Consider the following 23,332-nt stretch of genomic DNA (forward strand, 5'->3'; position numbering starts at 1 on the left):
ACTTTTTTATTTACTTTGCGGAAAAAATAACGATGATATCCTACAACCCTAAAGAGTGGTTTTCGTTCATATTCAACTTCCACAAAGGTGATACGTTTAGAAAACTCATTCCGATAATGATTGGCATCGGGCTGTATTCTGCCGGGATTGCCTGGCTCGAAATCGAATACTGGAGGCTATCGGAAACCAGCCATGTAAAGAACATCACCGTAATGCACACCATGCTGGGGTTTGTAATCTCATTGCTCCTCGTATTCCGCACCAATACGGCCTACGACCGCTGGTGGGAAGGCCGCAAGCAATGGGGGGCTCTCGTTAATAACAGCCGTAACCTTGCCATAAAGATGGCCGTAATGCTTAAAGAGCCTGCCGATAAAGAGATCATGAAAAAGCTGATACCGGCCTTTGCCTCCGTGCTTAACCTGCACCTGAAGAATGCCGACATAAGCCACGAACTGTTTGATGATGCCACACTTCCATCAGATCATTACAAACATAAGCCCAACCAGATCGTAAAGACCATAATGGCACGGGTAGACGAAATGTATAAGGATGGCAAGCTGACCGGCGACCAGCTTATCATCATCAACGACGAGCTGCGCTCCTTCCTTGACATATGCGGGGCCTGCGAGCGCATCAAGAACACTCCCATACCCTACTCGTATAGCGCGTTCATCAAGAAATTCATATTCTTCTACGTTATGACGCTGCCGTTCGGGTATGTATTCCAATTGGGGTACTTTGTCATACCGGTAGTCGTGTTCGTATTTTATGTGCTGGCAAGCCTCGAGCTTATTGCTGAGGAGATCGAGGACCCGTTCGGCACCGACCCCAACGACCTCCCGCTGGAAAAAATTGCCGAAAATATCCGGAAAAATGTTGAGGAGCTCATTTATTAGCCCCTGATATATCATTTTTTCTCACGGCTTATACCCTTTTTTCATATGGAGTGTCACCTTAAATCCGCTCTTATGTACCTTTAAGTCGTCCTTAACAGTGTTGATTTTCAAAAATCCTTACCTTCATTAAAAAATGAAGAACATGGAACACGTAAAAAAAATGCCGGGTAGCACAAGTGCCGATGATAATGTAAACAACAATGCGCATTATACACAATCGGGAGAGATAATCCGCGACGATGAGCGCGACCGCCACAACAGCACAGATGAATGGAATGCAGAAGACAGCAGGACAGGGAGGAATAAGTAGCGTTAGGGGAATATTCTTTGGGATTACTGGGCTTTTGCTAACTTTGACTTATGAAAAAAATCCTCCTCCTTTCTGATACCCATAGCCATATTGACTATACGATCCTGAAATATGTAAGACAGGTCGATGAAGTATGGCACGCCGGTGATATCGGCAACCTTGCCGTGACCGATGCCATTAAGGCTGAAAAAACCTTGCGTGCTGTGTTTGGCAATATCGATGGTAATGAGGCACGTATGGAATTCCCTCTCAACAACCGTTTCTTTTGCGAAGGTGTGGATGTATGGATCACACACATTGGCGGATATCCCGGAAAATACAATCCTGCAGTGCGCGAAGAACTTAACCAAAATCCGCCAAAGCTGTTTATTTGCGGGCACTCACACATCCTAAAAGTACAGTTCGACAACAAGCTTAACTTATTGCACATGAATCCTGGCGCAGCGGGCATCAGCGGCCTGCACAAAGTGCGCACCATGCTGCGATTTGAAATTGACGGTGACAAGATACAAAACCTTGAGGTTGTAGAGATTGGACAGAGGTTTTAGAATTTTACACCGAAAGTGATGTTAAGTTGGTGAAGGGTATCATAAAAAGATTCCAATTCGGGAATTGTGTGGGTCTCAGGTTTGAGCAATGTATAATTCAGGCCCAGAAAAATCCTGGTATGTTCGGTGAATGCATAGTCAATATCCATCCCCGCTCCGTAACCAACACCTTGCTGCTTGCCGTAACTATCGCCATCTTTTCTTTGGTCAATTGTAATCGATCCTACAGAAATCTTTGGGTTGAGCGACATCTTTTTGCCCAATGGCATCCTATACATATAGGCAAGGTAAAAATTGCTTATGTTACTCTGTTCTACATTTCCTGCAAGCGATACATCTTCCACTGTATAAGCCGCAAAATCAATCCCTCCGCAAATGTGGTGCTTTTGGCTGAACGAAAAGAAAGTCACCATTAAACCTGCGCCAATCTTACCTTTGTTGGCCTTCGCCAGGACATTATCCCCAAAGCTGCCCGGTGCTGTAAGATAGAGCCGAATGTATTCCTGCTTTACGTCAAAAGCACTTTTCTCATTTTCATTATTTTTTTCCAGGGGTGCCATGTTCCATTCTTGTCCAAAAGCAGTTAAAGAAGTTGCCATCAATGCTATATAAATAAACTGCTTCATGATTACAGGTTTATGGTTTGGTTTAACGGTTCATTCCCTATTGTTATTGGGATTTCTTCAATGGTGCCAAAAGCGCCGCTAATGCTGTAACGTAAAATAAGTGACTGATTACGCGCAACCTGAAAAGTAGAGGTTATTGTGTCATCATCATAATTAGCCGGGTAAAGTTGATGGGTAGAAGCATTATACACTTCAATGGCGTTATTTATCAATCCTAAAGGGACGGCTTCAAGGCTAAATGACGCATTTGTAAAGGTCACCGTAAGTGTTGTGGTGTCACTTATGCTGTAAAGCCTGCGCTCCCCAAAATCGACAATGTAATCTTCAAGGTCGGTATTTTGAATATTGGTCACATAAATGCTGGATAAATTCTGATCTGGCCGTGCATCTTCAGTATCAGTATTTATGCCCAATGTAATGTTGTCCTGGTTGGTAGGCTTTGGGAAAACCATCCTGTAATGGCCATTACTATCGGATCGCACATAGGAAATAAGGTCGTAGTCGCCCGAATCTCCCGGCAGGCCAATAGCACCTGGTGATCCATTCTTGCTAACGTGTACGCTTACCAATATATCTTCAAGGGGTTGGCCGTTACGGTCTGATAGCCGCCCCTCAAATACATATTTTGTCTCTCCGCTATATTCGAGGCCATCACATGAGAAAAGTAACAGAGTAAAAATTAAAAGGAAGTATGTTTTCTTCATTGTACCTAATTTTTAAATCAAAATTTTATGCCAAGCTGTATATTCAGTTGCTGCAAAGAACCAAAAAAGGATTTATACTCTTCATTGGTATGCGTTTTGGGAAAAGACCATGCATAGCCAAGCCCTGCAAATACCCTGAACCCGCCCGCAATCCTGAAATCGGTATCAAAGCCTGCCGAGAACCCGTATCCCTCCTGCTTTCCATAACTCGAACGGTTATCGCGCTGGTGCAGCGTCATATAAGTCACAGAAAATTTAGGGTTCAGGTCTACCTTATTCACTATAGGAATTTTGTACAATCCCTGGACTCCGTAATTTGCCAGGTTGGTATACTGCACATTGGCAGCAAGCGACCTGTCGGTCACTTCATATTGCATGAATTCATATAAACCTTGTACATGAAGCATATTGTGCTCATAAAAAGTAACTGTTACACCAACAGCCCCTTGCCCGTTGTGGGCTTTTGCCAATACGTTGTTGCCAATCCCGTTTGGAAATATCCTGTAAATGCTTATGTATTCATTCCTTGCTTCCGGCTTTTTACGCAACATAGGCTTCATAAGTGTATCCTGGGCATGACCTACGGTTCCAAGGAATAATAATAAGATAAAAAATATAGTCTTCATATTATTCAAGGGTATAAATTACATCCTCATTCCCTATGATAATGTCCCGCTCGTGCAAGCTTCCGTCCTGCAAAAGGTATCTGAGCAGCACAACCTGGTTTGGGGCGACTGTATAATTGGTATGGTTCAAAGGCCACGAAGGATCCTGCGGGACGACAGGAAAATTGTTATCAATCCAGTTATCCGCTACTAAACCTGTAAGGCCAATTTTTACGGGAAAAACGGAATTGGTATTGATCTGCAGTGAAACGGAATTGGTTTCATCGTATAAGCTGGTAGTACCGAAGTCAATTTTATAGTCCTCCGCCTGGTCAAAACTGATATTTACAATTTCGGAGCGTGAAAATGTTTCCGAAACTTCGACATCATTTATTTCCACCCAAATGGTAACACGGTCTTCTGCTTTTGGAAAAATCATCAGGTAATATCCGTTGCTGTCAGTATGGTCATAGCTTATCTCATCACGGTCATTGCCGTTGGATAAGTTGGTGCTCACTCTGATTCCGGATAAGGGAGCACCGTCGGGGCCAGTAATCCGTCCTTCAAAAATCATTTTAGTAGCCCCATCATATTCGATACCACAGGCACATAAAAGAAATGCTATGAGCATTGCAGGTAGTGTTGTTTTCATGCAGTTGGTTTTACAGGAAAGATACAGAAAAACAATAATGGTTGCTTGGGAACATAAAATAAAAAATCCCGCCGGAGCGGGATTCTTACGCACTAATAAACTAAGTTAAAAGGTTTACCTTAACCTGTCCACAGATTTTACGAGATCTTCATCCTTCTTGATGGCCTTATTGGCAAGGCTCAAAAAAACGATAGAAACAATAGGGAGGATGACCCCAATACCCTTCTCTGAAACCTCCAACGCGGGGTCGGTTTCTCCGGATAGATTTAGTGACTGGTATATAAATAACCCTAATAAAATTAAATTTAATATTATGTTCAGCCTGCCCATGACAAACTGGTTTTTCCTTTTTTTGTACGTCAGTATACTTATTACGCTCAGCGTTGTGCTAAGTCCAAACAAAGCCACATAGGCCAGATTCCTTATAAAATAGTAGTGTTCGCCGTTCTTTGTAGTCCATAATGGGAAAACGAAAGGCAGAACGCCTGTTGCTATGAATGCAATAATAAGGTATATAGTTTGTATTCTTTGTATCATACTGGTGTAATCGCAGCACAAAAATATGTTTTCTTTTTAAAAAATACTATTGTGCAGTAAAAATAAATTTGTAATATTGCAGTACAAAAGCACAAGTACTTCATTCTGCGAAGTATGCTTCTCCCAAACTAGATTCCCTTATTCCATTTTGAGTTACGATATTTAATTTAACCTAGAAAAATCATTCATGTTTGATATTTCCGAATTGAAAGAAATGAAGCTTCCTGAGCTTCAGGAAATTGCAAAAAAAGCAAAGATTAACAAATACAGAGGTTTAAAAAAAGAAGAACTTGTTTACCAGATTTTAGACCACCAGGCTGCAAATCCGGCCGTAATAAAACCACTTTTTGAAGATAACGCCCCTGAAGCGGCAAACGAAAATTCCGCAAAACCTGCAGATAAGGCAAAACGCCAGCGCATAACAAAAAATACGGGCGCAGAGGAAGCTAAACCTGCTCCCGTTCCTGCTAAGGAAACCCCGGCAGCCGAACCTGCAACGGCAGTTAAAGCAGAACCCGAACAAAGTAAAACTGAGCAGCCTGTAAAACCGCGTATAACCAAAGTACCCCGCGAGACCGCTGACAAGGCCGAAAGTGCCGTTCAGGCAGAGCCTGAAGCAGAAGCACAACCTACATCACAGCCACAAAATAACGATAGAAGGCAAAATGCCCAACCCGCTAATCAAAACCAGACAAGGCAGGCCAACCCTGCCCAAAAGGTAAAAAGGGTACTTACTGAAGAAGAGAGGCTCGCGCAAATAGAACGTGCCAACTCCAATAATCCTAACCACCCGAGCTATAAGGGTAATAAAGAAAAGATGCAGCAACCGCAACAGCCGCACCAAAGCGCTGAAGCTGCCGCGGTACAACCCCAACAAAAAAAACAAAACTTCCGCGAACCCGATTATGAGTTTGACGGTATAATAGAAAGTGAAGGCGTACTTGAAATGATGCCTGACGGCTACGGTTTCCTCCGCTCTTCCGACTATAACTACCTTGCCTCCCCTGACGATATTTACCTTTCCAACTCACAGGTACGCCTTTTCGGCCTAAAGACGGGTGATACGGTAAAAGGAGTGGTACGCCCGCCAAAAGAAGGCGAAAAGTACTTCCCGCTTGTAAAAGTGAACAAAATTAACGGCCACGACCCGCAGGTAGTTCGCGACAGGGTGTCATTCGAGCACCTTACACCACTTTTCCCTGAAGAAAAATTCAACCTTGCTGATAAGCAAAGCACCATATCTACCAGGATCATCGACCTGTTCTCCCCTATTGGCAAAGGCCAGAGGGGTATGATTGTGGCACAGCCCAAAACAGGTAAAACCATGTTGCTGAAGGATATAGCCAACTCTATTGCCGCCAATCATCCCGAAGTGTATCTCATCGTACTGCTTATTGACGAAAGGCCGGAAGAGGTTACCGACATGCAGCGAAGCGTAAGGGGAGAGGTTATCGCCTCAACTTTTGACGAGCCTGCCGACCGTCACGTAAAAGTCGCAAACATTGTGCTCGAAAAAGCCAAGCGCCTTGTAGAGTGCGGCCACGATGTGGTTATCCTGCTGGATTCCATTACACGACTTGCCAGAGCATACAACACGGTACAGCCAGCATCGGGTAAGGTGTTGAGTGGTGGTGTGGATGCCAATGCATTGCAGAAGCCGAAACGCTTTTTCGGGGCGGCACGTAACATTGAAGGCGGCGGATCGCTTAGTATCATCGCTACGGCGCTTACCGATACAGGCTCTAAAATGGACGAGGTAATCTTTGAGGAATTCAAGGGTACGGGCAACATGGAACTACAGCTCGACAGGAAGATTGCCAACAGGCGTATCTTCCCGGCTATTGACCTTACGTCGTCCAGTACACGCCGCGACGACCTCCTTCTTGATACCAAGACGATACAGCGCATGTGGATCATGAGGAAGTACCTTTCCGACATGAACCCTGTAGAGGCTATGGACTTCATTAATGACCGCTTTAAGAAGACGAGGAACAATGAGGAGTTCCTTATCTCTATGAATGATGGATAAAAAAGGTGTTTAGCCGCTAAGATGCTTAGCGCCTGAGACTGATCTATAAAACGCAAAAAGCCCCTGTTGGGGCTTTTTTGTTAGTCTTCAAAGTCGCTATCCTGCGACCCTTCAGCGCAAAAGTCGTTGTAGTATTCCACGATCTGCTCAAGATTCTTTAGCATAAATTCTTTGGTTTTAAGCCTTTCCACAATCCCCGGGCAATTGTTGAAATATTCTCCAATTCTCTTTTTGTTGCCTAAAAACATGGTGAGTTTGGATTCATTTGCCCGTTTTACATAATGATGTGTGACTGTCGGGTTTTTCTCAGGTGTAAATACAGTATATCCATCTGTAACACCTGAAAAATCCTGTATACGCGTATAGTTCAGTGGGTTTAGGTAGGAGTCTTTAAAACCGCCTTCAAGGTCGGCATAAAGATTTACTTCCCCTTCACTGAGCAGTTCCAATAATTTGTAGGTAGTCTCACCAGATTCAACTGTCTGTACAAACTGGAACGTCCTGGATTTCGAACTGTATAACTCAATCCTGTCTACTATTTCCCCATCCCACTCATCGGGTTGCTCGTTTTTATCCAAGCGAAACAGGATTACTTCCTTTTTGGCTTTCATTATCTTGTTTTCACGCAAAATTTCGCCATAACCAGTTAAAGAAGTCCCATCCCTGAAGAAAATGGTTGCCTCCTGATCCTGGGCCATTGTTGAAAGTGATAAAATTAAAAAGGTGAGGCAAAGTAGTTTTTTATGCATCGGCAGTAGTATGAATAATTATTCCTTTATTACCATTACCGAGGCTTTAAAGCCGGTAGCCAGGTTCCATTGGTGATTGGATATGACTTCGCCCTTATCGTCAAATACCCTGAATTCGGCGGTATTTGGCCCCGATGTTCCCTGGTTAAGCGCTTCAAAGTCAATTTTATTGAAGCCTTCCTCCAATGTAAGCTGTATCCCACGAAAATCATTGTCAAGCGTAAGGTCGGCCACAACTATGCGGTCATTTACCAGTACTTTTATCCTGTCACCGTCGGCATATTCAAAGTCGCGCGCCAAAACCTGCACGAATTTTGTTTTGGTACGTACCTCACCAAAATACTGGTTGCCCTTGTAGGCCTCGCTCGACTCGCCCCTGCGCTTTATCTCAACACGGTCCTGGTATTCGCTGCTGCGGTTTACAAACTCATCTTTTTGGAACATACTGAAGTTGCTCTGCCTTTCCCCAACCTGCGGTGTAGTGGCATTGGTGGGCGCTTTTTCCTTGTTACGCGAAAAAGGGCTTGCAGCACTCATGGTAGGTGCGGCCTTTGGTACTTCGGATTTGGCACGCGGAATGGCAATGCCACCCGTGCCGCTGTCCATTTGTGCATGGGCGGCGGTAAAGGCAAATCCTGCAAGTACGATAAAGATATATTTCATTGTGAAGCGATCTTTCAAACAAAGTAACAAAAATTTTGCCAGTTTATGTGTAAATGTGTTTATTGATAACGATTTGTGCCAAATTTTATTTTGGGAAAATCTCCCACTGCTTTACAGGCTGCTCAAAAGTTATGGAACCAGGAGTGGTTACATACTCTTTTACAAAAGTAAAGCCCGCTTTTTCGAGGGTTTTGTGCGGTGCAGTATTGTGGGCATAAGGTTCACTGTACACCCGTTCAAGCTTCATGTTTCCAAAATAATAAGGCAACGACAGCCCCACCATTTCAGCCCCGATGCCCAGTGCGCGCATTTCGGGTTTCCAAATGTGCAGATGCATTGCGCCTTCTTTGCCATATGTCACGGGATTGACATTGCTGTGCCCAAAAGGCTCGCCTTCAGCTTCCCAAATTAACGCATAAGCTTTTTTTTCTGCATAAGGAAGCGATAACTGCGTTTGCAGCATTTGGGTAAACTGCTCGCGGGTTGGCATTTTTTGAAGGTCCACACCCATGCCTTTCAGGAAATCATCTGATGCGGTAAACCAGTAATTGGCAAACAGCGGGATGTCTTTTTCCGTCATTTCGCGTACTGATAAGTTATCATTGTCCATATTTGCTTCATTGATAGTGCAATGATAATTAAAAATAGCTCTTGTTAACGGCATTATACTACCAAAACAACTAATCTGCCAGTCGTGTAATCGAACCTTAAATAATACAGCATAGCAATAATTTAATGCATTAGGGGTAAAATCCACACTTGGTGTTTGGGCGCTTTTCGTATCTTTGTTCCTTGTATGAGATACTTTATAGAGTTTGCTTACAACGGGAAAAACTACTGCGGATGGCAGTTTCAGCCGCATAGCCCGTCGGTACAGGAAACACTGAACAAAGCCCTTTCCCTGCTCCTTCGAACAGAAATTGACGTAACCGGTGCCGGGCGCACCGATACCGGTGTGCATGCCACACAGATGTATGCGCACTTTGACCATGAGGAGATTGCCAACACCGATACGCTCGTGCAAAAGCTCAACTCATTCCTGCCCAAAGACATCGTGGTGTACCGCTTTATTCCGCTGCATGATGAGGCACATGCAAGGTTTGACGCGGTAAGGCGGACGTATGAGTACCACATTCACACCTTTAAGGATGCATTTGTGCACGAGGGCAGCTGGTATAACTTTCATCCTCTGGATGTGGAGAAGATGAACGAAGCGGCCAAAGTGCTGTTTGACTATACCGACTTTAAATGCTTCTCCAAGACGCATACTGATGTGAAGACTTTCAATTGCAGGATCATGCAGGCCGAATGGCAGCAGCACGGCACCAGACTGGTATTTACCATTAGCGCCGACCGTTTTTTGCGAAACATGGTGCGCGCCATTGTAGGTACGCTGGTAAACGTGGGACTGGGGAAAATAACGACTGACGACGTACGCGCCATAATAGAAAGCCGCGACCGTGGCCTTGCGGGGTTCTCGGTTCCAGCACACGGATTGTATCTTACCAAGGTAATTTATCCGTACCTTTAAGCCATCAGAATTACAAATGGAAACCAAAGAAAAACACAGGAATAAAACTTCGTTAAAAAAGGTAATGCAGTTTGCCAAACCCTACACAGCGCGCTTTGTATGGGTGGTGGTATTTGCCGTTGCACTTTCCATATTTGCCGCGATACGCCCTTATCTTCTTAAGCAGACAGTAGATGACTACATGCTGGATAAGCACGAAAGCGGACTGCTGAATTTTGTACTGCTCATGGCTGCCGTACTGCTGTTTGAAGTCGCCTCGCAGTTTTACTTTGTGTACTGGGCCAACTGGCTGGGTCAGGACATCGTGAAAGACATCCGGGAAAAGCTGTTCCGCCACATTACCAGCTTCAGGATGAAATTTTTTGACAATGAAGCTGTCGGACGTTTGGTGACGCGTACGGTTTTCGATATCGAGTCCATCGCCAAGATATTCAGCCAGGGATTGTTCATGATCATCAGCGACGTGCTGAAAATGCTGGTCGTACTGGGCGTGATGTTCTACATGAACTGGAAGCTTACAATAGTGGTGATGCTCGCCATGCCGATACTCGTTGTGGCTACCCGCATCTTCCAGAAGAAAATGAAGGGTGCGTTTGAAGAAGTGCGTGCGCAGGTAGCCAACCTCAACACCTTTGTACAGGAACGGCTTACGGGAATGAAAATCGTTCAGCTCTTTAACCGCGAGGATATCGAGTATGAAAAGTTTAAGCAGATCAACAAAAAGCATAACGATGCCTGGCAGAAGAACATATTATACAACTCTATCTTCTTTCCCATCGCCGATACCATTTCGTCGCTTACCCTTGGTTTTATCATTTGGTACGGCAGTGTAAGCATACTGGGCGGCGGCAGCGTAACCTCGTCGGGCGACCTGTTTGCGTACATTTGGTTCATAGGCATGCTCTTCAACCCGCTACGCCAGATTGCAGATAAATTCAACGAAATGCAGATGGGCATTGTGGCCTCCGACCGTGTATTCGAACTGCTGGAAATGCAGGAACTGGTACAGCAGTCGGGAACCAAAACCGCCGGGCATTTTAAAGGAGAACTTGAGTTTGAGAACGTACGTTTCAGCTACCTTGAAGGTGAAGAAGTGATAAAAGGTATCAACCTTACGGTAGATGCGGGCGAAACCATAGCGATTGTAGGTGCGACGGGCGCCGGCAAGTCGACCATCATTAACCTGCTAAACCGTTTTTACGAGATAGACAGCGGGAAAATCACCATTGACGGAACCGACATTAATGAGTTTACACTGGAAAGCCTGCGCAGGCAGATAGGCATTGTGTTGCAGGACGTATTCCTTTTTGCCGATACGATACTGAATAACATTACGCTTAACGATGCCGGCATCTCGCGTGAGGATGTGATTACAGCGGCCAAAGCCATTGGTGTACACGATTTTATAATGACATTGCCTGAAGGCTACGATTATAATGTCAAAGAGCGCGGTGTTATGCTCTCATCCGGGCAAAGGCAACTGATAGCGTTCCTGAGGGCGTATGTGAGCAACCCGAGCATCCTGATACTGGACGAAGCCACGTCATCCATCGATACGCATTCGGAGGAAATGATACGCACGGCTACCGACAAGATCACTGAAGGCAGGACCTCCATTGTCATTGCCCACCGATTGGCCACCATTGTCAATGCCGACAAGATCATCGTTATGGACAAAGGCCATATCGTAGAAGCCGGTACGCATTATGAGCTAATCAATCGTGAGGAGGGATATTATAAGAACTTGTACTACTCGCAATTTGCGGTGGAGAGCCCGGAAAGTTAACAGTCTCAATTTTCAGCAGATGAAGCCTTTTATTAAAATACTTGGGATTGTTGCCATTTCGGAATTAGTGTTGGGTATGGCAGCAATAGTATTACGACAATCTGCAAATACTCCTTTTATACTGACCATATGCAGCCTTGTCATGCAGGTCCTCTCACTGCCTTTAAGCCTTATCAACAGGACATATCCTTATTACAGTACGGAATCCGGATGGCTTATTGCCTTTATGGTGGCTTGCACTTACCTCATACATTCGGTAATCATTTATTTGGTTTATAAGTCTGTTAAAAAGCAGGCAGTCAAATAGCTTTAAACATTTTACTATAAGCAAATAAATACTTATTTTCGTACCACGAATTTAAACAGCAAATTATATACTGATGAAATACGATGTTATTGTTTTAGGAAGCGGCCCGGGTGGCTATGTAGCGGCCATAAGGGCTTCACAACTGGGTTTCAAGACAGCTATTGTGGAAAAAGAAAACCTTGGCGGCATCTGCCTTAACTGGGGCTGTATCCCGACAAAAGCCCTGCTGAAAAGCGCGCAGGTTTTTGATTACCTGAAACATGCTTCAGATTACGGCCTTACCGTAAAAGAATTTGACAAGGATTTTGGTGCTGTAGTGGCCCGCAGCCGTGGCGTTGCCGACGGCATGAGCAAAGGCATCCAGTTCCTGATGAAGAAAAATAAGATCGACGTTATTGAAGGCACAGGCAAACTGAAGCCGGGCAAGAAAATGGACGTTACCGATAAAGACGGCAAGACTACCGAACTTAGCGCCGACCATATCATCATTGCTACGGGAGCACGCTCGCGCGAGCTTCCTAACCTTCCGCAGGATGGCAAGAAAGTGATAGGCTACCGCCAGGCAATGGTGCTTCCTGAGCAGCCGAAGTCTATGATTGTTGTTGGCTCGGGCGCGATAGGCGTTGAGTTTGCACACTTTTACAATTCAATGGGCACGCAGGTGACCATCGTTGAGTTCATGCCGAACATCGTTCCGGTTGAGGATGAGGACATCTCAAAACAATTTGAGCGTTCGTTGAAAAAGTCGGGCATCAACATCATGACCAACTCGTCTGTTGAGAAAGTAGATACTTCGGGCAATGGCGTAAAAGCTACCGTGAAAACTGCCAAAGGCGAAGAGATCCTTGAAGCGGATATCCTGCTTTCGGCGGTAGGCATCAAGTCGAACATCGAGAACATTGGCCTTGAGGAAGTGGGCATCGCTACCGATAGGGATAAAGTATTGGTAAACTCGTACTACCAAACCAACATACCGGGCTATTATGCTATTGGCGACATCGTTCCGGGCCAGGCACTGGCACACGTTGCTTCGGCAGAGGGCATCCTTTGCGTAGAGAAGATTGCAGGCCTGCACGTAGAGCCGCTTGACTATGGGAACATACCGGGCTGTACCTATGCTACCCCTGAGATCGCTTCTGTTGGCCTTACTGAAAAGCAGGCTAAGGAGAAAGGCTACGAATTGAAGATAGGAAAGTTCCCGTTCACTGCATCAGGAAAAGCAAAAGCCGCGGGTACGCCTGACGGTTTTGTAAAAGTGATCTTCGATGCGAAATACGGCGAATGGTTGGGCTGCCACATGATAGGCGCCGGCGTTACCGACATGATCGCCGAGGCAGTTGTAGCAAGGAAACTTGAGACCACGGGCCATGAGATCATCAAGTCGGTGCACCCACACCCTACCATGAGCGAAGCTATCATGGAAGCTGCAGCCGCTGCTTATGATGAGGTGATCCACATTTAATTTCAGATTTCAGATTTTAGATTGAGCTGGAGTCGTAAATAATATAAATCCGCTTTGAAGTTTCAGGGCGGATTTTTTTATTTTTGACTTATGAAGAAGTTTCTCTCAGCTTACTATAATATATGGTATATACCTGTTCTTACCGCTGCTGCTGTTAGTATTGCTGGCATATTTACCCTTATGATTCCTTACGAAGCAGTTGCTTATCTTTCAACAGGGCTACCTTTCTTAGCTCTGTTAGTTTCTTTTATACTTGGTATAATAAAGCTTTTTAAAAAGCAATATCTCAATGGAGTATTACAGTTTTTTTTTACTGCCCTTGTAAGCATAATAGGCATTTTTGCCGCAAGTATTTTCATGCTGTTTTATCCTTATGACTACTATGCAAACAATCTCGAAATTCCCGAGGACATCGATTTAAACATTCCAAGAGACACTTTAAGCCTTACTTGCAGCGATATAACAGATTTTGAAATTGGCAATGAATTTCAGCCGGGGCTTTATACCTATGCTTTCTGCTATTCTACCGGGGAGAACGGAATCATTTACCTGAAAGCTTTTGAAATAAACCATGAAGACCCGCTTAGCACCAAATCATTGCAGCAACGTTCGGCTATAAGCGTTGTACCTTCAGCTAATGTTGTCCGTTATCAGCTTGACGGGCATTTTAGTATTTTCGAAGGCGATTGGGATCATCCTTATGCCGCACGCTTTGAATTGTGGTTCAGGAATGAAAATGGTTCAGAAAGAAAGTTGGCTGAAAAAATATATAAAATAGAAGGTTGGATGCGATAAAGGCTGGTTTGTGCCTGAATGTAAGACTCATCAAAAAAATCACTATTTTAGCTGTACCAAACCCAACACAATGAAAAAAAGTATTGTACTGCTTGCCTTTGCACTTGTTGCCATGACCGGCTGTGAAATAAAAAAGGAAACAAAGGAAAAGGAAACCGCTACAGAAGAAAAAGCTGCCTCTCCAGAAACAGCTATAAAGGAAGTTACCGAACTCATGGACAGCTTCCACAATGCTTTGAAAACCAAGAACGCTGACGAATTCAAGAACCTGCTGGATCCCGAAGGACTATATTGCGGCACCGATCCTTCCGAGATATACAACCGCGATACCTATGCCCAACTGATGGGCGAAACACTTAATAACCCGACCCTGGGTGCTGTAGCGTATACCGTTGACAAGCGTGAGATACGCATCGACGAAGGCAACGAAACGGCGACCATACTGGAACAATACAAAGTAGACCTTTTCAGCCCCGAGATTCCGTGGAGGCTGGTTAGCCATGCCATAAAAAAGGATGGTGAATGGGTTATTGACTTTTTGAGCTTTACGCTGGTACCCACCAATAAACAGCAGGAAGTTATTAATAAAGCGGTAGCTGCTGAAGTGTAGCATTACCGAAATAAATAAATAAAAAACCCGGAGTGTAAACCCGGGTTTTTGCATAAAAAAGCATTATGATATTTCATCGGGCGCTCTTATAATCATAATATTGGCGTATCGTCATGATGCCTTTATAATTGTTCTTTTTCCTGGCAGCAAAGAGCCATGCCATACCCCCGACAGCAATGCACGAGGTAAGCAATATCACCAGTGTTGTAATTAGGTAATTACTGAAGCTGCCATTGTCAAATGTAAAATCGTTAAGCAACATATAACCGGCAAGCAGCATCAGGAAAACAGCAAGGATAATGTATAGTAACTTCATAGCTTTAGGTGATTTAGCTTAAACTTCCGTTCTAATCAGAGTGCTAAGTTCTATAATTAAATCATTCCTTCATAGCAGTTTAATATCGATATAACTTTTATTTAGGATTTCATTTGTAAGCGTAAACTTTCACTTTTATGCTACCTCCAAAAAATACTGGGCTTTTCAAAATTATCTGAAATTAATAAAATTTTAGGTGTTAATATTTTTAAAAACGCTCAGCAATTTTGTGAAATAAGGGTGAAATTTGTAATTCACTTTAAACAACTTACTATGAACCTTAAAAGACTTTTCGGCGCCATCCTAACCTTTTTGGGCGTTATCGGGCTTATCTATGCAGCCTATGTATTTGCAAATACTTCAACCGGCGAGCAAAACATAAAGATAACAGCCGTATACGGTATTGTAGGGCTTATATTTTTCATTGCAGGCATTGGCCTTGTAAAGAAAACGCGTGATGATTCGAATTTATAATCTTTAAAACCGCATACCATGAGCAAATCACTTGTAGTAAAAAATAACATCAGGATAGATGCTCCTGTAACCCGGGTTTGGGAAGTGCTCACCAAACCCGAATACATCCGCCAGTGGGATGAACTGCCGGAAGATTTTGGCGATTATGAGGTACATCCCGCTACAATAATAGAATGGCCCGGACATTCAAGGCTTAGGGTTATAGATTTTGAAATCAACAAAAAACTGCGCTACTCTCTGTATGTTCCGGCCTGGAATGACGAAAACATTACAAATGTAGGCTACACGTATACCCTGTCATCAGACCAGGACGGCAACACGTGGCTGGGTATAGAGATCGGAGACTTTGCCCTACTTACAGAGAGTGTAAAATATTATGATGCCAGCATTGAGTTTGGACAAACTGCATCGCAGAAAATAAAGGAACTCGCGGAAAAAAGGGACATACTGCTTTAATCGAACCGGATGAACATCCCCCTGAAGCTGATAGTCATCTTTTCAAATTGCTTTATAAGGTCCTGCCCAATGTTGCCGTAAAAGAATTTTTCTTCATCGCCCGACTGTTGTATCAAAAGCTGCACATTTTCCAATGAGTGTACTTTTGCATTTATAAGCGGGGCAAATGTTATGACATATCCTTTTTTGGTAGTCATGCCGCCCGCGCCCCCAAACTCAATGTCCGATTCTTTATAGGTGGCAATTATCTCCGGTTTATGTTTTTCGAAATATTTGGGATATAGCGTAGTCCCTACAGCCCCGGTATCAAAAGTGTAATGCTCATCCCCTATTCTGATCACAGGGATCAGGAAATCGAGCGCCATCTCCTGCCCGCTTATGGGAGTTGCGGTGTTTGGTACGATAAAGTCATCGGCTTTGTTAATTTGTATTTCGCCCATTGCCTCAATTACAGGAAAGCCGATTATACCGTTTATTTGATAGTCTATTTGCGGAAATGCCAGCGCTTCATCAGGAAAAACCAAAAACACAGCATTCGTTACTACAATATTACCGATACTGAATTCCGGGCATAGCGCCATTTTTGCTTTCACCGTAGCACCTGTTATCGAGCCAACCTCAATGCTTCCTCCCAGTTGATTCATACCCATTTTTGCTGCAGTTGATTCGGTTATTGTAGAAAGGTTGGCACCGGTATCAAAGATGAAGTCGACTATGACTGCACCCTGCTTCACCGGCAGGTTGGCAAGATTTGCCTTATCCCGGCTCATTTTTACTACCGTAGCCTGATTGATGACCACCTCCTGCTTTGGCTGCTTTTCCAGAAGTGTCCAAATATTGGCCATATTCCCAAAGTCGTCGGCTTCTTCCTTTGTCAGGAACTTTGACCGGCCCGATAAGATTTGATTAGCTGTTTTAAGGGCATCGGCATATTCAAACAAACGGGCGTGGTTGGCGTGCCTGAGCCGCAATAGCCCCAGTCTGAGCGAATCGCCCATCCCCTTTCCAAATTCATTAAATAGCGTGGCTATTTTTTCATTAGAGAGTGCGGGGCTATTAAAAATATTATCCAGATTGGCCTGAAGGACGAGGCTCTCAAACCTGTTGAAATACTTATCATTTTGATAAACGTAATCCTCCGCTTTGAAATAGTCCTTAGCTTGAAGCATTTTTTGAGCTGACCTGTAACGGTCGCTAATTTTATTTTGCTGGGCATTAAGCCGGCTGAAAGCCATACAAACCATCAGGAATACCACAATCTTCTTCATAGTAAGGTTATATTATTACAAACATAACAATTTACTGCGTTAATAAGTTAAGCATTAGAGATATAAAGTTCTGCAGTTTTGATACTATTTTATGCAAAACTTCACACACAAACGGCAAACTATTTATTAAATTAGCCTCCTTCAAATAAATATAATATTGTGGATGTAATTATCAAAAACGGAAAGCTCACAGCAACGATAGATACCCGGGGCGCCGAACTAAAGTCCTTGAAAAACAGCGAAGGTAAGGAGTATATGTGGGATGGGAACCCGGAGTTTTGGGGCAAGCATTCTCCTGTTTTGTTCCCGATAGTAGGCACACTGCGCAACAACAGCTATTTGTTTGAAGGCAGGCAGTATGGCATGACACGCCACGGTTTTGCCCGGGACAGCATGTTTACCGTAAAAGAAGAAGATGAAAGCCATGTAGTATTCCTGCTGTCATCCCATGACGACACCAGAAGGGTATATCCTTTTGACTTTGACCTGGAACTAACGTATATACTCAACGACAATACATTACACATCTATTATACTGTGACCAATAGAGGTACAGGCAATATGCCGTTCTCGATAGGTGCCCATCCGGCCTTTGCGCTAACCGGCAATTTTGAAGATTACAGCCTTATATTTGAAAATGACGAAAAACCCGTGAGTACCCAATTGGAAAACGACCTCCTGTCAACAAAAACAGTAAGCCTGCCGGTAGAGGATAAAACACTTCCCCTTTCCTATGATCTTTTTAAGGATGATGCATTGATACTGAAGGATCACACCTCACGCAGCCTTGAGGTAGCTAAAAATGGTAAGCCATTCCTAAAGGTTGCTTTCAGCGATTTTCCGCACTTGGGAATATGGACCAAAGAGAACGCACCTTTCGTGTGCATAGAGCCGTGGCAGGGCTATTCTGACACACAAAACGCTACAGGTAACCTTGTCGAGAAAGAGGGCATGGTTAATTTATCTGCCGCAGAAAAATACAGGGCCGGGTTCAGCATTATAATTTTAAGTTAAACCGACTTTTCCAACGCAACCAAAACATCAAAAAGGTATCTACAAGAAAACCATTTTTTATTTAAGATCATGAAAACGCTCAAACTAAGATTAATTGCTTTTATTGCTGTCCTCGCAACCGTTGCCGCATGTAGTGTGGATGGAGGTGACAACACGTGTATGTACAGTGCGCAGATGTCCACAACAGCAGTAACAGGACCTGACACGACTCCGATAAACACGCCCATCACCCTGAATGTGACCTTTAGGGTAGGCAACGATTGCGGTGTGTTTAACAGGTTTTTGGAAACCAATGGCTATCCTAAACAAGTCGTAGCCCTTGTCGATTACCCCGGCTGCGATTGTGAAGATACTCCAACCGCAACGGCAACAAAGCCTTATACCTTTACAGCAAACGCCGCAGGTACATATGAATTAAGGTTTTTGATAGACACCAACCTGTTTATTACGAAAACAATCACTGTAACTACAGAATAAGCTAAATGTAAGCTACAATTGATAAAAATCTCCCTTCGGGGAGATTTTTTTGTTTGTGGTAACCTGTAGTTTAATATATTTGATAACTACACCGTTAACCAATGAATGAATTCCAAAGACAATTTCAGGAAGTGCAGGAGCTGCTGCGCTTTGAAGACTACGGCCTGGTACTGAAACGGGCTATCGACTTTACCCTCGATACCGGGGATATATCCTTCTACAGGGAAACTAATGCACTGCTCGACTGGCTGGACAACTATCCGGACAGCCCGGAAGTAAAGGAAAAACTCTCCTCGCTGCTGGGCAGGCTTCATGAGTTCCTTTCCGTTAAAGAGCTTCCGCCAAGGGAAAAGATTCTAGATGCCCTGGCTGTCAAAAAGCAATACTCCCATTCCTCCTTTGCGCTGGGGCCTGTTAACCTCAGCCTCAATTCTGGTGACATTGTGGGGTTGGTAGGGGAAAACGGCAATGGTAAAACCACCCTGCTAAGGGTACTTTGTGGTGAGCTGTATGCGACTTCGGGGGAGGTAAAATATGATTTTAGGTACACCGACAGGTATGACCTGCGTACACAGTTGGTTTACATCCCGCAGCGCACTGATACCTGGTACGGATCGATGTTTGAGAACCTTGTTTTTACTGCATCGATGTATGGCTACCCGCCTGAGGAAAACGAACTGGTGGTCAACCTCATCATTGCAAGGCTGGGATTGCGCAAATTCCGCAGGCACGGCTGGAAACACCTGTCATCGGGCTACAAAATGCGCTTTGAGCTGGCACGGATGCTCCTGCGAAAGCCAAAGGTGCTCCTGATAGACGAGCCACTCGCCAACCTCGACATCATAGCACAGCAAACCGTGCTCGAAGACTTCAGGGCCATTGCCAAGTCGCCGTTCAGGCCCATAGGCATCATACTAAGCTCCCAACAGTTGTATGAAGTGGAAAAAACCTCAGACCAGGTGATCTTCCTGAAGCAGGGCGTACAGAAAAACCTGCACAGCGAAGAAACCGCCACCGAAGCAAAACAGCTTGTCATAGAGTTTGAAACCGAATGGTCCCAAGGCAGGCTGAATGACATTTTTAGCCCTTACGGACTCGTTTCCCTGCAATTTAACGGTGGTACCTATGTCGCTACCTTTACCGGTGAAAGCACCATACACGACTTCATGAAGGTTGCCATTGCCGGAGAGGTGCCCCTTACCTATTTCAGGAACATCTCCAACTCCACCCGACGCTTTTTTGTATCCTAATCCCTGACCGCCATGTTCAAAAACATCCAACATACATTACTGCTGCGCTATCCGTTATTGTGGAATACGCGCATTGTCCCTCTCGCAGCCATAGGGATCCTGCTTAACATCATCTTCTTCGTCTGGGGCTACAACCACGGTGCCGTTGACTTTGGCCCGTTCAATACCTCCTACTACATTGATGCCACACCCGCCATCGTCATCATGCTAAGTATCGTCCTTGCACTGCTTACGCTTATATTATGGCTGGTATTCTACCTGCGCAACAATGCATTCAAGTCTTTTTACCCGCAAAGGGGCAGCGCACTTTATAAGGAATGGCTCATCATCCTGCTGGCATGCATGATCAACTGCAGCTACTCGCTGTCCTTCCTGTACGGTCAGGACGTTCGCGGCAGGGGGTATTTTCCGGAGGAGGAGTTTTCGCACCGCATCGATGTCATCAGCATGGCATCGCTGTTTGCCGACGGCGGCTTCGAAGATGATGGCGTCGACCAGACCTGGGTTAATGATAAGCCGGTGTACAAGCACCGCAACTATACTACCTTCAGGGGTAAAAAGTATCCGTTGAAATCATTGTTGAATAAGGAAACGAGCAGCTTTACCTACCAGCGCGGCAACAGGGATTCCATTACAGAAGACCGCGTAAAAGGCTGGCTGATGGAGAACCGGAAAGACTCGGTGCTCTGGCTTATGAAAGAATTTGACAAGATCGTGAAAAGCCATGCTGCCAAAACGAACGTAACCCCCGAAAAATGGCTTGAGCTCACCTACGATTACCCTGCGTTTGCAAAATACATTACCGTAGGGCGCGTGGAGTTTTATGAAATGCACGAAGAAATGAGGGCTGCAGATTCTGAAGGGTATGTATATGAGGAAACCGCAGTCGAACCTGCTTATGTGGATTCTGTCACCACTTACGAAGACGACTATACAAAGCAAATCGATACGGTTTCGAACAGCATAAAGATCATCGACAGCGTTACGTACATTTACCCGAAATATGTAGTGCCGCTGCGCCAGCTGGAACACGCCTATGCCGACATTTCCGAATCGTACACCAATCCTGAAGTCGATGGAGGGATACTGATCGCCTATTTTGTAACAGCCTCAGGCTTCTCGCTGCTCATATTCTCTTTCAGGGTCACCTCAGGCCGGGCATGGCTCATAGCGCTGGTAGCGTTTGGCCTTTCCGCACTGGTAACGTCATACCTCAACTTCGGGCTGCTGGATGACATCATGAGAATCTATTATTACGAGTTTCGGGAAGAAATATCATTTTTCATTATGTGGCTCGCCATATTGCTGGTGTTGTTCCTTTACTTTTACAGGAAGAAGAACGGCAAAGGCAATTCAGACATTATCCTAAACCTGCTGCTGTGGCTCAGCCCGGCGATATTGCCGGTGCTGATCTTCCTGTCCGGCGAGATTGTAGCGCAATTTACCTGGAAGCGGTATGCCGCTAAGGAAGATGATTACTGGGGTGCCAAGGAAAAATACCAGTCGGCCTACGAAGCGTTTTTGGATGATAACCCTGCACTCATTGCAATGTTTTGCATCGCAGCATTCATAATTTTCATGTATTTCTTTACCAATGCCATCAAAAAGTGGAAGGGTGTAGCGGAGTCATAGCTTTATTTAACGTGAGTTAATAATCACGAAATACTCTTACCGGGAAAATAGTTTGTTTTTGAGCGCAGAGACGTTGCAATGGAACTCTCTGACATGAGACAAAAGTTAAATCCCGTGGAGAATCATTACACATACTCATTATTTATTACCCAAAATGAAAAAACTGCTTACCGCACTATTCCTTACCTGCGCAATTTATACGCATAGCCAGGAAATCAACTACTTCCCGTACTGCTACGAAGGCAAGTGGGGCATTACCGATGTCCATAAAAATGAGGTTCTGGCACCTGTTGCGAAAGACATTGACTTCCTTGAAAAAGAGAAAGGCTTTGTATTTGTCAAAAACGACAACGGGAAGAACTATTTCTTTAACGTTACCGACGGCTCCAAAATGGAAACACGGGGTGAACTGGGTTCCCGCCTTGATATCGGGAAGGAAACTTTTTACCTGATGAAAACCGAAAGCGGCGGTGACTACCTGTATAATTTTGCTTCAAAAAAGGAATACCCACAGCAGCTGAAGTACAAGTTCATGTACAATCAAAAGCTGACAGACGAAAAAGGAAAGGCATACAACTATGTGATAGGCTACCTGGCTACAGGCAAAATTGTGGTTATGGACGGCAACAGCCCGGAACTGAAGCAGGTATTGCCCGAAACGTTTGATGAGGTAACTTATGTCGCAGTAGACAGAGACGATTACGGCATTGTGCTAAAAAAAGGAAAGGACTGCCTGGCCTTCACCCCTGACCTTAAGCTGAAAGGATCATTTACGAGCGATGAAAGCGTTTTTTTCCTTGACGAAATTCCCAGGGACAAGATGAACGAACTGTATGACATGAGAGTATTCATGACCGGTGTACCGGAACTTAGGGGCATAAGGACAGAATCGGAAAACCTGATTGTTGAGACCATGAGTTGGTCGTACATCCTGAACCGTAAAGAGGGTGATACAAAAACGCCGTTGGCGAAGGTAATGCGCGGGCGCGACAATTCGTATGAATTTACCAATTTTAAAGGCCTTGAGCTTTTCTATGTGGACTACCAGTTTAAAGCCAAATTTGCAGGTGTAATAAAAGTAATTAAAGGAAAAAAGGAGCTGATGGTACCCGCAAAATATACGGGGCTATAGCTGCTTTAGCTTTGGCAGGGTACGGATGTACAGCTGCTCCACCTCTTTGCGTGCCCATGGGGTTTTGCGCAGGAATGTCAGGCTCGACTTGATGCTCGGATCGTGATTGAAACAGCGTATCCGGATGAGTTCCCCCAGCGTATCGAAGCCGTAGAAGGCCACGAGGTCCTCGAGAATCATCTTTAATGTAATGCCGTGCATCGGGTCGTTTGAAAGCGGTTTTTCCATGGGGTAAAGATAAGATGTTCAGCTACGAATTACACAAATTGCACTAATTTTTGGAAACCGCTCCGCAAAGTCCCCCGACTTTGTGGAAGCGATGGCATGTCTCCCGACATGCATTGCGAGGGTCGGAGACCCTCAAACACTTCCTCAAAGTCAGGAGACTTTGCCTTTACTTTGAAGTGTGATATAAATTGATTAATTTTCAAAGGAGAGCAGAGGTGAACTACAGACTTTGCTAGTTGTAATAACTATGTTCCGCATTAGTCCTCTGCCTG

The 23,332-nt window shown here is 44.6% G+C and carries 28 protein-coding genes; 17 read left to right on the forward strand and 11 right to left on the reverse strand.

Annotated elements, in window-relative coordinates; all coding sequences use genetic code 11:
• Positions 1 to 32 precede the first annotated feature (32 nt).
• From OGH69_RS17235 to OGH69_RS17245, 3 genes are all read left to right on the forward strand, one after another.
• Entirely contained in the window at positions 33 to 899 is an 867-nt protein-coding gene (locus OGH69_RS17235; RefSeq protein ID WP_265175741.1) for a bestrophin family protein, read from the forward strand.
• Positions 900 to 1,041: 142 nt separating this feature from the next.
• Positions 1,042 to 1,209, forward strand: coding sequence for a hypothetical protein (locus tag OGH69_RS17240; RefSeq protein ID WP_265175742.1), 168 nt, complete (start codon positions 1,042 to 1,044; stop codon positions 1,207 to 1,209).
• A gap of 50 nt (positions 1,210 to 1,259) precedes the next feature.
• A complete protein-coding gene (locus OGH69_RS17245) occupies positions 1,260 to 1,757 on the forward strand; it encodes a metallophosphoesterase family protein (protein ID WP_265175743.1) in 498 nt (165 codons plus the stop codon).
• Here OGH69_RS17245 and OGH69_RS17250 read toward each other — a convergent pair.
• From OGH69_RS17250 to OGH69_RS17270, 5 genes are all read right to left on the reverse strand, one after another.
• On the reverse strand, positions 1,754 to 2,383 hold the full coding sequence (locus OGH69_RS17250; protein ID WP_265175744.1) for a porin family protein: 630 nt from the start codon (positions 2,381 to 2,383) through the stop codon (positions 1,754 to 1,756). The two genes, OGH69_RS17245 and OGH69_RS17250, sit on opposite strands and share 4 nt — an antisense overlap.
• A gap of 2 nt (positions 2,384 to 2,385) precedes the next feature.
• Positions 2,386 to 3,087, reverse strand: a complete 702-nt coding sequence (locus OGH69_RS17255) for a hypothetical protein (RefSeq protein ID WP_265175745.1) — start codon at positions 3,085 to 3,087, stop codon at positions 2,386 to 2,388.
• 17 nt (positions 3,088 to 3,104) lie between these two features.
• Positions 3,105 to 3,713: a hypothetical protein gene (locus OGH69_RS17260; RefSeq protein ID WP_265175746.1), complete on the reverse strand. Its 609-nt coding sequence runs from the start codon at positions 3,711 to 3,713 to the stop codon at positions 3,105 to 3,107.
• A gap of 1 nt (position 3,714) precedes the next feature.
• Positions 3,715 to 4,344, reverse strand: a complete 630-nt coding sequence (locus tag OGH69_RS17265) for a transthyretin-like family protein (protein WP_265175747.1) — start codon at positions 4,342 to 4,344, stop codon at positions 3,715 to 3,717.
• A 114-nt stretch (positions 4,345 to 4,458) separates the two neighbouring features.
• A complete protein-coding gene (locus tag OGH69_RS17270) occupies positions 4,459 to 4,881 on the reverse strand; it encodes a DUF4293 domain-containing protein (protein WP_265175748.1) in 423 nt (140 codons plus the stop codon).
• A 187-nt stretch (positions 4,882 to 5,068) separates the two neighbouring features.
• Here OGH69_RS17270 and rho point away from each other — a divergent pair, with 187 nt between their 5' ends.
• Positions 5,069 to 6,910 carry a transcription termination factor Rho gene (gene rho / locus OGH69_RS17275; RefSeq protein ID WP_265175749.1) on the forward strand — a complete coding sequence of 614 codons (1,842 nt, stop codon included), beginning with the start codon at positions 5,069 to 5,071 and terminating at the stop codon, positions 6,908 to 6,910.
• An 80-nt stretch (positions 6,911 to 6,990) separates the two neighbouring features.
• Here the strand turns inward: rho and OGH69_RS17280 are convergent, their stop codons facing one another.
• The 3 genes from OGH69_RS17280 to OGH69_RS17290 all read right to left on the reverse strand — a co-directional run bounded on the left by OGH69_RS17280 (position 6,991) and on the right by OGH69_RS17290 (position 8,932).
• On the reverse strand, positions 6,991 to 7,608 hold the full coding sequence (locus OGH69_RS17280) for a hypothetical protein (protein ID WP_265175750.1): 618 nt from the start codon (positions 7,606 to 7,608) through the stop codon (positions 6,991 to 6,993).
• A gap of 69 nt (positions 7,609 to 7,677) precedes the next feature.
• Complete coding sequence (locus OGH69_RS17285) at positions 7,678 to 8,322, reverse strand: hypothetical protein (RefSeq protein WP_265175751.1); 645 nt, start codon at positions 8,320 to 8,322, stop codon at positions 7,678 to 7,680.
• An 85-nt stretch (positions 8,323 to 8,407) separates the two neighbouring features.
• On the reverse strand, positions 8,408 to 8,932 hold the full coding sequence (locus OGH69_RS17290) for a GNAT family N-acetyltransferase (protein ID WP_265175752.1): 525 nt from the start codon (positions 8,930 to 8,932) through the stop codon (positions 8,408 to 8,410).
• A gap of 186 nt (positions 8,933 to 9,118) precedes the next feature.
• Between OGH69_RS17290 and truA the strand changes: the two genes are divergently transcribed.
• From truA to OGH69_RS17320, 6 genes are all read left to right on the forward strand, one after another.
• Entirely contained in the window at positions 9,119 to 9,853 is a 735-nt protein-coding gene (truA, locus tag OGH69_RS17295; protein ID WP_265175753.1) for a tRNA pseudouridine(38-40) synthase TruA, read from the forward strand.
• Positions 9,854 to 9,869: 16 nt separating this feature from the next.
• Positions 9,870 to 11,639, forward strand: a complete 1,770-nt coding sequence (locus OGH69_RS17300; protein ID WP_265175754.1) for an ABC transporter ATP-binding protein — start codon at positions 9,870 to 9,872, stop codon at positions 11,637 to 11,639.
• Positions 11,640 to 11,658: 19 nt separating this feature from the next.
• On the forward strand, positions 11,659 to 11,946 hold the full coding sequence (locus tag OGH69_RS17305; protein WP_265175755.1) for a hypothetical protein: 288 nt from the start codon (positions 11,659 to 11,661) through the stop codon (positions 11,944 to 11,946).
• Positions 11,947 to 12,019: 73 nt separating this feature from the next.
• Positions 12,020 to 13,408 (forward strand): dihydrolipoyl dehydrogenase, encoded by a 1,389-nt coding sequence (gene lpdA / locus OGH69_RS17310; RefSeq protein ID WP_265175756.1) that lies wholly within the window; start codon positions 12,020 to 12,022, stop codon positions 13,406 to 13,408.
• Between the two features lie 90 nt (positions 13,409 to 13,498).
• The gene (locus tag OGH69_RS17315; protein ID WP_265175757.1) at positions 13,499 to 14,203 is read left to right on the forward strand and encodes a hypothetical protein; all 705 of its coding nucleotides are present in this window, start codon (positions 13,499 to 13,501) and stop codon (positions 14,201 to 14,203) included.
• Positions 14,204 to 14,273: 70 nt separating this feature from the next.
• The gene (locus OGH69_RS17320) at positions 14,274 to 14,813 is read left to right on the forward strand and encodes a nuclear transport factor 2 family protein (RefSeq protein WP_265175758.1); all 540 of its coding nucleotides are present in this window, start codon (positions 14,274 to 14,276) and stop codon (positions 14,811 to 14,813) included.
• 73 nt (positions 14,814 to 14,886) lie between these two features.
• Here OGH69_RS17320 and OGH69_RS17325 read toward each other — a convergent pair whose 3' ends face one another.
• Positions 14,887 to 15,129 (reverse strand): hypothetical protein, encoded by a 243-nt coding sequence (locus OGH69_RS17325; protein WP_265175759.1) that lies wholly within the window; start codon positions 15,127 to 15,129, stop codon positions 14,887 to 14,889.
• A 273-nt stretch (positions 15,130 to 15,402) separates the two neighbouring features.
• On the opposite strand from OGH69_RS17325, the gene OGH69_RS17330 reads away from it, so the two are divergent.
• Complete coding sequence (locus OGH69_RS17330) at positions 15,403 to 15,603, forward strand: hypothetical protein (protein WP_265175760.1); 201 nt, start codon at positions 15,403 to 15,405, stop codon at positions 15,601 to 15,603.
• Between the two features lie 18 nt (positions 15,604 to 15,621).
• Complete coding sequence (locus OGH69_RS17335) at positions 15,622 to 16,059, forward strand: SRPBCC family protein (protein WP_265175761.1); 438 nt, start codon at positions 15,622 to 15,624, stop codon at positions 16,057 to 16,059.
• Here the strand turns inward: OGH69_RS17335 and OGH69_RS17340 are convergent.
• A complete protein-coding gene (locus OGH69_RS17340) occupies positions 16,056 to 17,327 on the reverse strand; it encodes a retropepsin-like aspartic protease (RefSeq protein ID WP_265175762.1) in 1,272 nt (423 codons plus the stop codon). The genes OGH69_RS17335 and OGH69_RS17340 overlap by 4 nt on opposite strands.
• Positions 17,328 to 17,486: 159 nt before the next feature.
• Here OGH69_RS17340 and OGH69_RS17345 point away from each other — a divergent pair, with 159 nt between their 5' ends.
• The 5 genes from OGH69_RS17345 to OGH69_RS17365 all read left to right on the forward strand — a co-directional run bounded on the left by OGH69_RS17345 (position 17,487) and on the right by OGH69_RS17365 (position 22,832).
• Entirely contained in the window at positions 17,487 to 18,341 is an 855-nt protein-coding gene (locus tag OGH69_RS17345) for an aldose 1-epimerase family protein (RefSeq protein ID WP_265175763.1), read from the forward strand.
• A 69-nt stretch (positions 18,342 to 18,410) separates the two neighbouring features.
• The gene (locus tag OGH69_RS17350; protein WP_265175764.1) at positions 18,411 to 18,818 is read left to right on the forward strand and encodes a hypothetical protein; all 408 of its coding nucleotides are present in this window, start codon (positions 18,411 to 18,413) and stop codon (positions 18,816 to 18,818) included.
• A gap of 101 nt (positions 18,819 to 18,919) precedes the next feature.
• Positions 18,920 to 20,068, forward strand: a complete 1,149-nt coding sequence (locus tag OGH69_RS17355; protein ID WP_265175765.1) for an ABC transporter ATP-binding protein — start codon at positions 18,920 to 18,922, stop codon at positions 20,066 to 20,068.
• 12 nt (positions 20,069 to 20,080) lie between these two features.
• The gene (locus OGH69_RS17360) at positions 20,081 to 21,700 is read left to right on the forward strand and encodes an MraY family glycosyltransferase (RefSeq protein ID WP_265175766.1); all 1,620 of its coding nucleotides are present in this window, start codon (positions 20,081 to 20,083) and stop codon (positions 21,698 to 21,700) included.
• Positions 21,701 to 21,854: 154 nt separating this feature from the next.
• Complete coding sequence (locus OGH69_RS17365; protein WP_265175767.1) at positions 21,855 to 22,832, forward strand: hypothetical protein; 978 nt, start codon at positions 21,855 to 21,857, stop codon at positions 22,830 to 22,832.
• On the opposite strand, the gene OGH69_RS17370 is transcribed toward OGH69_RS17365, so the two are convergent.
• Positions 22,827 to 23,060 (reverse strand): VF530 family protein, encoded by a 234-nt coding sequence (locus OGH69_RS17370; RefSeq protein ID WP_265175768.1) that lies wholly within the window; start codon positions 23,058 to 23,060, stop codon positions 22,827 to 22,829. The two genes, OGH69_RS17365 and OGH69_RS17370, sit on opposite strands and share 6 nt — an antisense overlap.
• Positions 23,061 to 23,332 lie beyond the last annotated feature (272 nt).

This window comes from Flavobacterium sp. MFBS3-15 (assembly GCF_026107645.2).
Taxonomy (GTDB): domain Bacteria; phylum Bacteroidota; class Bacteroidia; order Flavobacteriales; family Flavobacteriaceae; genus Flavobacterium.

What these genes read in the sequence shown, in the direction of transcription:
- OGH69_RS17350 (WP_265175764.1), top strand. Translation starts at nt 18,411, where the DNA reads ATGAAAACGCTCAAACTAAGATTAATTGCTTTTATTGCTGTCCTCGCA.
- OGH69_RS17355 (WP_265175765.1), top strand. Translation starts at nt 18,920, where the DNA reads ATGAATGAATTCCAAAGACAATTTCAGGAAGTGCAGGAGCTGCTGCGC.
- OGH69_RS17365 (WP_265175767.1), top strand. Translation starts at nt 21,855, where the DNA reads ATGAAAAAACTGCTTACCGCACTATTCCTTACCTGCGCAATTTATACG.
- OGH69_RS17285 (WP_265175751.1), bottom strand. Translation starts at nt 8,322, where the DNA reads ATGAAATATATCTTTATCGTACTTGCAGGATTTGCCTTTACCGCCGCC.
- OGH69_RS17340 (WP_265175762.1), bottom strand. Translation starts at nt 17,327, where the DNA reads ATGAAGAAGATTGTGGTATTCCTGATGGTTTGTATGGCTTTCAGCCGG.
- OGH69_RS17235 (WP_265175741.1), top strand. Translation starts at nt 33, where the DNA reads ATGATATCCTACAACCCTAAAGAGTGGTTTTCGTTCATATTCAACTTC.
- OGH69_RS17260 (WP_265175746.1), bottom strand. Translation starts at nt 3,713, where the DNA reads ATGAAGACTATATTTTTTATCTTATTATTATTCCTTGGAACCGTAGGT.
- OGH69_RS17315 (WP_265175757.1), top strand. Translation starts at nt 13,499, where the DNA reads ATGAAGAAGTTTCTCTCAGCTTACTATAATATATGGTATATACCTGTT.
- OGH69_RS17370 (WP_265175768.1), bottom strand. Translation starts at nt 23,060, where the DNA reads ATGGAAAAACCGCTTTCAAACGACCCGATGCACGGCATTACATTAAAG.
- rho (WP_265175749.1), top strand. Translation starts at nt 5,069, where the DNA reads ATGTTTGATATTTCCGAATTGAAAGAAATGAAGCTTCCTGAGCTTCAG.
- OGH69_RS17265 (WP_265175747.1), bottom strand. Translation starts at nt 4,344, where the DNA reads ATGAAAACAACACTACCTGCAATGCTCATAGCATTTCTTTTATGTGCC.
- lpdA (WP_265175756.1), top strand. Translation starts at nt 12,020, where the DNA reads ATGAAATACGATGTTATTGTTTTAGGAAGCGGCCCGGGTGGCTATGTA.
- OGH69_RS17250 (WP_265175744.1), bottom strand. Translation starts at nt 2,383, where the DNA reads ATGAAGCAGTTTATTTATATAGCATTGATGGCAACTTCTTTAACTGCT.
- OGH69_RS17320 (WP_265175758.1), top strand. Translation starts at nt 14,274, where the DNA reads ATGAAAAAAAGTATTGTACTGCTTGCCTTTGCACTTGTTGCCATGACC.
- OGH69_RS17330 (WP_265175760.1), top strand. Translation starts at nt 15,403, where the DNA reads ATGAACCTTAAAAGACTTTTCGGCGCCATCCTAACCTTTTTGGGCGTT.
- OGH69_RS17245 (WP_265175743.1), top strand. Translation starts at nt 1,260, where the DNA reads ATGAAAAAAATCCTCCTCCTTTCTGATACCCATAGCCATATTGACTAT.
- OGH69_RS17255 (WP_265175745.1), bottom strand. Translation starts at nt 3,087, where the DNA reads ATGAAGAAAACATACTTCCTTTTAATTTTTACTCTGTTACTTTTCTCA.
- OGH69_RS17335 (WP_265175761.1), top strand. Translation starts at nt 15,622, where the DNA reads ATGAGCAAATCACTTGTAGTAAAAAATAACATCAGGATAGATGCTCCT.
- OGH69_RS17300 (WP_265175754.1), top strand. Translation starts at nt 9,870, where the DNA reads ATGGAAACCAAAGAAAAACACAGGAATAAAACTTCGTTAAAAAAGGTA.
- OGH69_RS17325 (WP_265175759.1), bottom strand. Translation starts at nt 15,129, where the DNA reads ATGAAGTTACTATACATTATCCTTGCTGTTTTCCTGATGCTGCTTGCC.
- OGH69_RS17270 (WP_265175748.1), bottom strand. Translation starts at nt 4,881, where the DNA reads ATGATACAAAGAATACAAACTATATACCTTATTATTGCATTCATAGCA.
- truA (WP_265175753.1), top strand. Translation starts at nt 9,119, where the DNA reads ATGAGATACTTTATAGAGTTTGCTTACAACGGGAAAAACTACTGCGGA.
- OGH69_RS17305 (WP_265175755.1), top strand. Translation starts at nt 11,659, where the DNA reads ATGAAGCCTTTTATTAAAATACTTGGGATTGTTGCCATTTCGGAATTA.
- OGH69_RS17240 (WP_265175742.1), top strand. Translation starts at nt 1,042, where the DNA reads ATGGAACACGTAAAAAAAATGCCGGGTAGCACAAGTGCCGATGATAAT.
- OGH69_RS17360 (WP_265175766.1), top strand. Translation starts at nt 20,081, where the DNA reads ATGTTCAAAAACATCCAACATACATTACTGCTGCGCTATCCGTTATTG.
- OGH69_RS17280 (WP_265175750.1), bottom strand. Translation starts at nt 7,608, where the DNA reads ATGGCCCAGGATCAGGAGGCAACCATTTTCTTCAGGGATGGGACTTCT.
- OGH69_RS17290 (WP_265175752.1), bottom strand. Translation starts at nt 8,932, where the DNA reads ATGGACAATGATAACTTATCAGTACGCGAAATGACGGAAAAAGACATC.